This window comes from Actinoallomurus acaciae, assembly GCF_042429965.1.
Classification (GTDB): Bacteria; Actinomycetota; Actinomycetes; order Streptosporangiales; family Streptosporangiaceae; genus Actinoallomurus; species Actinoallomurus acaciae.
Genome location: NZ_JBHLZP010000461.1, coordinates 1 through 6,368, shown reverse-complemented (window position 1 = coordinate 6,368; position 6,368 = coordinate 1). Strand labels below are relative to the sequence as shown.

General features: G+C 72.5%; 9 protein-coding genes and 1 pseudogene. 3 read left to right on the top strand and 7 right to left on the bottom strand.

Annotation, left to right across the window (positions count from 1 at the left end):
- From ACFFNX_RS38600 to ACFFNX_RS38590, 3 genes and pseudogenes are all read right to left on the bottom strand, one after another.
- Window positions 1-549, bottom strand: a pseudogene (locus ACFFNX_RS38600) (ABC transporter permease); the annotation flags it as partial.
- Window positions 549-1,310, bottom strand: coding sequence for an ABC transporter ATP-binding protein (locus ACFFNX_RS38595; RefSeq protein WP_378211060.1), 762 nt, complete (start codon window positions 1,308-1,310; stop codon window positions 549-551). The pseudogene ACFFNX_RS38600 and the gene ACFFNX_RS38595, both read right to left, overlap by 1 nt.
- 38 nt (window positions 1,311-1,348) lie before the next feature.
- On the bottom strand, window positions 1,349-1,918 hold the full coding sequence (locus tag ACFFNX_RS38590; protein WP_378211059.1) for an ArsR/SmtB family transcription factor: 570 nt from the start codon (window positions 1,916-1,918) through the stop codon (window positions 1,349-1,351).
- Window positions 1,919-2,052: 134 nt separating this feature from the next.
- Here ACFFNX_RS38590 and ACFFNX_RS38585 point away from each other — a divergent pair, with 134 nt between their 5' ends.
- The gene (locus ACFFNX_RS38585; RefSeq protein WP_378211058.1) at window positions 2,053-2,700 is read left to right on the top strand and encodes an HAD family hydrolase; all 648 of its coding nucleotides are present in this window, start codon (window positions 2,053-2,055) and stop codon (window positions 2,698-2,700) included.
- Between the two features lie 6 nt (window positions 2,701-2,706).
- On the opposite strand, the gene ACFFNX_RS38580 is transcribed toward ACFFNX_RS38585, so the two are convergent.
- Window positions 2,707-3,360: a TetR/AcrR family transcriptional regulator gene (locus tag ACFFNX_RS38580; protein WP_378211057.1), complete on the bottom strand. Its 654-nt coding sequence runs from the start codon at window positions 3,358-3,360 to the stop codon at window positions 2,707-2,709.
- A gap of 134 nt (window positions 3,361-3,494) precedes the next feature.
- On the opposite strand from ACFFNX_RS38580, the gene ACFFNX_RS38575 reads away from it, so the two are divergent.
- Window positions 3,495-3,902, top strand: a complete 408-nt coding sequence (locus ACFFNX_RS38575) for a Dabb family protein (protein ID WP_378211056.1) — start codon at window positions 3,495-3,497, stop codon at window positions 3,900-3,902.
- A 163-nt stretch (window positions 3,903-4,065) separates the two neighbouring features.
- Here ACFFNX_RS38575 and ACFFNX_RS38570 read toward each other — a convergent pair whose 3' ends face one another.
- From ACFFNX_RS38570 to ACFFNX_RS38560, 3 genes are read right to left on the bottom strand one after another with little or no spacing between them, the layout of a single operon-like run.
- Window positions 4,066-4,767, bottom strand: coding sequence for a zf-HC2 domain-containing protein (locus ACFFNX_RS38570; RefSeq protein WP_378211055.1), 702 nt, complete (start codon window positions 4,765-4,767; stop codon window positions 4,066-4,068).
- Window positions 4,764-4,997, bottom strand: coding sequence for a sigma factor-like helix-turn-helix DNA-binding protein (locus tag ACFFNX_RS38565; RefSeq protein ID WP_378211054.1), 234 nt, complete (start codon window positions 4,995-4,997; stop codon window positions 4,764-4,766). The genes ACFFNX_RS38570 and ACFFNX_RS38565 overlap by 4 nt, the downstream gene beginning before the upstream one ends.
- A gap of 60 nt (window positions 4,998-5,057) precedes the next feature.
- The gene (locus ACFFNX_RS38560; RefSeq protein WP_378211053.1) at window positions 5,058-5,573 is read right to left on the bottom strand and encodes a MarR family winged helix-turn-helix transcriptional regulator; all 516 of its coding nucleotides are present in this window, start codon (window positions 5,571-5,573) and stop codon (window positions 5,058-5,060) included.
- A 61-nt stretch (window positions 5,574-5,634) separates the two neighbouring features.
- Between ACFFNX_RS38560 and ACFFNX_RS38555 the strand changes: the two genes are divergently transcribed.
- Window positions 5,635-6,368 (top strand): amidohydrolase family protein (locus ACFFNX_RS38555; protein WP_378211052.1); only part of this gene is annotated, 734 nt, incomplete at its 3' end.

Genomic DNA, 6,368 nt, shown 5'->3' with positions numbered 1-6,368 from the left:
CTGCCGAGGCGGCGCCTGGGCGGTGACCCCGACGACACGGTAGGTCCTCGGAGCCGCGGTGGCCAGGACGGTGATCGTGTCTCCCGGCCGTACGCCGGCCCGGGCATCGGCCACGACCTCGCCCGCGGTGCGCGGCTCACGGCCGGCCGCGAGCGTGAAGGGCGTGAGCGCCGCGGACTCCCACGCGTGTCCCTGCGCCATGCCGTGCGCGGTCCGCGCCGGGAAGGTCACCTCCGGGACCACCTTCGTCACGCCGGGCACGCGCGCGATCCGGTCCGCGACGTCCGCGGTCAGCACGGCGCGTTCGGTGAGCGGCTTGGACTTGGTCTTGACCTTGTGCTTCTTGTGCTCGGTCCAGTGGATCCGCTGGTCGGCGCCGACCACGATCGGCGCGCCGGAGTAGCGCTCGGGGGCGATGTGGCCGCGCAGGCCGGTCTCCAGCAGCACGCCGCAGGCGGTGATGAGCGCGGCCGCGCACATCAGGGCGGCGAACGCCCCGGCGAAGGCGCTCTTGCGGCTGCGCAGCGTGTGCCAGGCGAGGGACAGCATCAGACCCGCCGTCCCAGCCCGGCCATGCGCCCGGCGACGAGGTCGGCCGACGGCGCGTCCAGCGTGCCGGCGATCCGCCCGTCGGCCAGGAACAGGACGCGGTCCGCGTACCCGGCGGCGACCGGGTCGTGGGTGACGACCACGACGGTCTGCCCGAGGGCGTCGACGGCCTCGCGGAGCAGCGTGAGGACGTCGCGTCCGGTGGCGGTGTCCAGCGCGCCGGTCGGCTCGTCACCGAAGATCACTTCGGGCCGGGTGACGAGCGCGCGGGCGAGCGCGACCCGCTGCTGCTGACCGCCGGACAGCTGCGCGGGCCGATGGCGGGTACGGCCGGTCAGGCCCACGCGGGCGATGATCTCCTCCAGCCACGCCTGGTCGGTACGTGTGCCGGAGAGCCGCAGCGGCAGCTCGATGTTCCGCCTGACGTCCAGCGAGGGAACGAGGTTGAAGGCCTGGAAGACGAAGCCGACGCGGCCGCGGCGCAGCTCGGTGAGCCGCACCTCGCTCATGCCGGACAGGTCGGTGCCGCCCAGCAGCACCGTGCCGGAGGTGGGGGTGTCCAGGCCCGCGGCGCAGTGCAGGAAGGTCGACTTGCCGGAGCCCGAGGGGCCCATGACCGCGGTGAAGGTGCCGCGGGGGATGGTGATCGTCACGCCGTCGAGGGCGGTGACGGCACCGGTCCCCTTGCCGTACACCTTGCGGACCGACGTCATCTGGACCGCGGCGGCGTCCGGCCTCGCGGGTCTGTCTCGGCGCGGCATGGGCGCCTTCCTTCCGGGGGTGGGTGGGGGCGGCCGGGTCACTCGGAGGCGGAATCCGTGGCGGGGAAGGCCAGGAAACGGGCGTAGACGGGCCGGGCGTCTTCGGGGAGGTCATCGGCGTCCCGTTTGAAGCGGTTGACGAGCCGGATGTACTCCTCGAAGAACTCGCGGACCTCGTCGAGGGTGAGGTGCAGGAGCGAGCGGGAGTACGGGGCGGCGTCCCCCCACACGCCGAGTGACTCGCGCCGGGCGAGGAAGCGCGCGAACGCCTCGACGTCGGCGTCGAACGCCATGCGGTTCATCTGGCCGAGCGCGGCGCGCACCTGCGGGCTCTGGCGGCTGGACGGCGGGAACCGGCGGTCGCCGGGCACCGCGCGCCACCAGCGCTCCCGCCCGTGCGCCTTGTCCGCGAGCTCCTCGACGAACCCGTGCTTGGCCAGCTCGCGCAGGTGGTAGCTCGTGGCCCCGGTGTTGAGCCCCAGCGCGCGGGCCAGGGACGCCGATGTGGCCGGGCCGTGCAGGGCCAGGTGCTCGAGCATCTTCTGCCGGCGCGGATGCGCGAGCGCCTTCAGCGCCTCGAGGTCGTTGATCTCCTGCGGTTCGGGCATGCGTGCACAATATTCTGTGCACAGAGAATTGTGCAAGCCTGCTGCCCGGCCCCGGCTCACGCGGAGGGCCTGCCGCCGCCGCGAGCGTTTATCCGGTGGTGCCGCAGGCGGCCGATCGCCCAGACTTACCTGCCGTGGCGACTCTGCACGTCTTCGACATGGACGGAACCCTCCTCGCGGGAACGACGGCCGGCCTGCAGATCGCCCGGCACCTCGGATCCACGGCGGAGCTGGTCGAGCTGGAGGCGCGGTTCGCGGCCGGGGAGATCGACACCCGGGGTTTCGCGGCCGCCATCCATGAGCTGTGGCGGGACCTGACGCCGTCGGCCGTCGCCGAGGTGTTCGCCGCCGGCCCCTGGCTGACCGGCATCCGAGAGGTCTGCGCGGACATCCGCACGCGCGGCGAGCGATGCGCGGTCATCACCATGTCGCCCGACTTCTTCGCGCGACACCTTCTGGACCTGGGCTTCGATGACGTGGCGGCCTCGCGGTTCCCGGCCCTTCCGTTCCTGGAACCGCTCGATCCGGCGAAGATCCTCACCCCGGACGACAAGGCCCGCATCGTGGAGGAGATGTGCGAGCGGTACGGCCTCACGCACTCCCGATGCGTGGCCTACGGCGACTCGATGTCGGACGCCCCGCTGTTCCGCCGACTGACCAAGACGGTCGCGGTGAACGCCGATCACCACCTCGCCGGACTGGCCGCCGTCAGTTACCGCGGCAACGACCTGACCGAGGCATACGCCCTGGGGCGCGCCCTCCTCGCCCGCGACGACTCCTAGGGACGGTCAGCCGGACCCGGTCGGCGTGCCGTAGGCGCGCAGGAAGGTGTCGACGGCCGCCTCGGCCACCGCGCGTCTCTCGGCCGCGGGGACCTTGCGGATGCCCAGTCCGGACCTTGCCTCCATCGGGGCGGTCAGCAGCGCCAGGAGCTGTTCGGCGGCCCGCGCCGGGTCGCACGGGCGCAGCCGGCCGGACAGCGAGAGGCGCGCCAGCCGGTCCGCCAGCGCATCGCCGAGCCCCTTCGCGGTGCGTCCCTGCACGACCTCGATCAGGTCGGGGAAGCGGGCGACCTGGGCATAGGTCAGCCACCGCAGCGCCAGGGAACGCTCGTCACAGCACACCCGCAGCATCCGGTACGCCACGTCCCGCAGGGCGGCGTGGAGGTCCTCGCCCGGATCGCGCAGCCGCTCGATGACGGCGAGGTTGTCCGCCAGCACCGCGTCCGCCGCGGACGCCATGGTGGCGCGGAAGAGGTTCTCCTTGTCGCCGAAATGGTGGTAGACGGTGGGCTTGGCGACACCGGCCTCCCCGGCGATCTCCTGCACACCGGCGTCGGCGTAGCCCCGCCGGGCGAAGACGGGGAAGGCGGCGTCCAGGATGGCCTGGCGCTTGTCGATCCGGCCTCGCGGGCCCACGCGCCCGGCCGTTCCTCCCGTCACGCTCGCATTCTAGCGCCGGATCTGACGCATGGGTTCAACGACCTGAACCCCCTTGTAACCAAACGCATGTGGCAACTAGATTGAACTCGTTGGTTCAGTTCATCGGTCATGTCGGTATGGACAGGAGTCGGATTGTGATCGTCAACATCCTGCGTTTCAGCTTCAGGGACGGCACCAGCGAGGAGAAGAAGGCCGAGGTCCTCGCGGCGATGAGACGGACGGCGAGCGTCGAGTCGGTGTCCTTCGCGACCGTCGGCCAGGATCTGGGTGACCCCGCCGAGGGCTATACCCACGCGTTCTGCACGGCCGTCGAGGACCTGGCGGCACTGGAGCGGTACATGTACGACCCGGTTCACCTGGCCGGCGACCCCGAGATCCTCCCGCACTTCGAGCGGCTCTCGGCGGTACGTCTGTCGGACGACCTGAACGGCGCGTTGGGCGAGAAGATCGCGGCGATGCATCTGAAGAAGGTCGCGACACACCCGGAGTACGGCCGGCTCCTCGACGCGATCCCCGGCGGCCGGATCTCGACCGAGGCCTGACCCTCCGGCGGCGAGCGGAAAGGGGATCAGCCCGCCGGCCGCCGCACCGCGGCGGGTCCGGACGGTCGCGGTCGGCGCCCTTCGCCTCTCGATCCTCACGGCCTACCGGCGGGAAGAGCGCGTTCTTCGCCGGGTCCGGCCACCGGACGGCGCGACGCGACCGTCAGACCGGGATGCTCACCAACCGGCCGCCGCCCTCGACCAGGACGTCGTAGCGACTCACGTCGCCCGGCGACGCCGCGATGCCGCCGTGGACCTGGAGGTGGGCCCGCGAACCGGGCACGCCGTAGCCCTTCGGCGGCACCGCCCACTCGGTCACCGCCTGCTGCCGCCCCGACCGGAGCACCGCCACCAGCCGGCAGGTCAGCGGCCCGCGGATATCGGCCAGATCCAGGCCGACCTCGGTGCCGAAGGCCTCCGGCCGTGTCGCCACGACGGCCACGGCGTGCGTCGACGGATCGGTGGCCGTGTGGCGCGTGCCCTTGGCGAGAACGTCGGCGGCGGGGCTGCCGTGCTGGTGGGCTCCCCCGCCGCCCGATGAGACGAGGGCGGCGCCGGCGGTGACGCCTCCGGCGACGACCGCGACGCCGGCCGCCAGCCCGATCACCAGCGTGCCGCGTCTCCGGCGGCGGTCGGCACGCCTCCGGCGGCTCATCAGGTCCGCGACCCTGCCCGAGAGGTCTTCTTCGCCGTCATCGGCCTCGACCGGGCCGATGCCGGCGAGGAGGGATCGCATGCCGGCGAGGCCGTGGAGTTCGGCCGTGCACTCGGCGCAGCCGGTCACGTGCTCCGCGAACGCCCGGCGATCGTCCTCCTCGAGGAGGCCCAGAGCGTAGGCACCGACGTCGGTGTGCTCGACGCTCATGTCGTCACCCCTCGCTCTTCGAGCAAGATGCGCAATGCCCGGAGCGCGTAGTAGACCCGAACTTTAACGGCGCCAACCGGGATGCCCAATATATCCGCGGCCTCGTTGACCGTACGCCTCCGCATGACCGTCTCGGTCAGAACCTCGCGGTGCGCCGGCGAGAGTGCGTTCAACGCTTCCGCGACCACCACCTGGCGCAGGGCGTCCTCCGATCCGTCAGCGGCTTTCACTGAAGACAACGGCCGTCGCGCTCCGCGGGTTCACCCGCGACGGGAACTCCCATGGCCACCTCAGCGGACGGGCCGCCGGCCGACGACCGCCAGCACCTCGCGCAGGGCGTCGGCCGCGCGGCGTACGGTCTCGTCCGGCACGTCGGCGAGGACCTCCAGATGGGCGCGGCCCGAGGCGTCGAGCGCCTTCGCGACGAGGTCCCGCCCCGCGCCGGTCAGCCCGACCCAGCGGCTGCGCCCGTCGCCCGGACTCGCCCCGCGCTCGACGTGGCCGGCCGACTCCAGACGCTGCAGCACGTTGCTGATCCCGCCCGAGGTCAGGAACAGCGACCGGGACAGCTCGCTCGGTCTGAGGCGGTACGGCGGGCCGACGCGGTTCAGCGCCGCGAGCACGTCGAACTCGGCGTAGGTCAGCCCCAGCCCGCCGAGCTCCGCGCGGATGGCCTGCTCGAACAGGCCGCTGACACGAGACAGGCGCTTGCTCAGCTCCAGGGCCGCGACGAGCCGGGGCGGCAGGTCGGCCGTCCAGCCCGGCACGAGGGCGTCGACCTCGTCACGGATCCCGTCGTCTCGCACGGCTCCACGATACTGTTCACCGAGGTAGCTTTCTTAAAAGCTTTTCTCTAAGGTACCTCTCATGGCCATCCTCCTGCGGGGCGCCGCCGCCGTACTCGACACCGATCCCCTCCCCTCCGTCACCGGGCACACCGACGTGCTCACCGAAGGCGGCCTGATCTCCGCCGTCGGCACCGGCCTGCCCTCACCACCGGGCGCGGAGGTCATCGACGCGACCGGGCTCATCGTGCTGCCGGGGTTCGTGGACACCCACCGGCACACCTGGCAGGCGACGATCCGCGCCATCGCACCGGACATCTCCTTCCCCGGCTACCTGGAGCGCGTCCTCGGCGGACTCGCGCCGCGTCACCGGCCCGAGGACGTGTACGCGGGCAACCTGGCCGGCGCGCTCGAATGCCTGAACGCGGGGATCACGACGCTGCTCGACTGGTCGCACGTCCAGTTCGGCCCCGCGCACACGGAGGCGACGGTCGCGGCGCTGCGCGCCTCCGGCATCCGGGCCGTCCTCGGCTACTGCTACGGCGGACCGGACGGCCCGGAGGGGCTGGCCGCGGAGGGCCGCCGCGTCCACCGCGCGTACGCCGGCGCCGACCCGCTGCTGACCATGGCGATCGCGGCCCTCGGCCCGGAGATCGCCGGCGAGGCGGTGGCCCTGCACGAGTGGCGGCTCGCCCGCGACCTCGGGCTGCCGGTGACCGTGCACATGGGCGGCCACGGCCTCTACAGCGCCGAGCGCGGCCTGGCGTTCCTGCGGGAGAACGGCCTCTTCGGCCCGGGGATCACCTACGTTCACCC

What these genes read in the sequence shown, in the direction of transcription:
- ACFFNX_RS38595 (WP_378211060.1), bottom strand. Translation starts at nt 1,310, where the DNA reads ATGCCGCGCCGAGACAGACCCGCGAGGCCGGACGCCGCCGCGGTCCAG.
- ACFFNX_RS38570 (WP_378211055.1), bottom strand. Translation starts at nt 4,767, where the DNA reads ATGAGCGTCGAGCACACCGACGTCGGTGCCTACGCTCTGGGCCTCCTC.
- ACFFNX_RS38590 (WP_378211059.1), bottom strand. Translation starts at nt 1,918, where the DNA reads ATGCCCGAACCGCAGGAGATCAACGACCTCGAGGCGCTGAAGGCGCTC.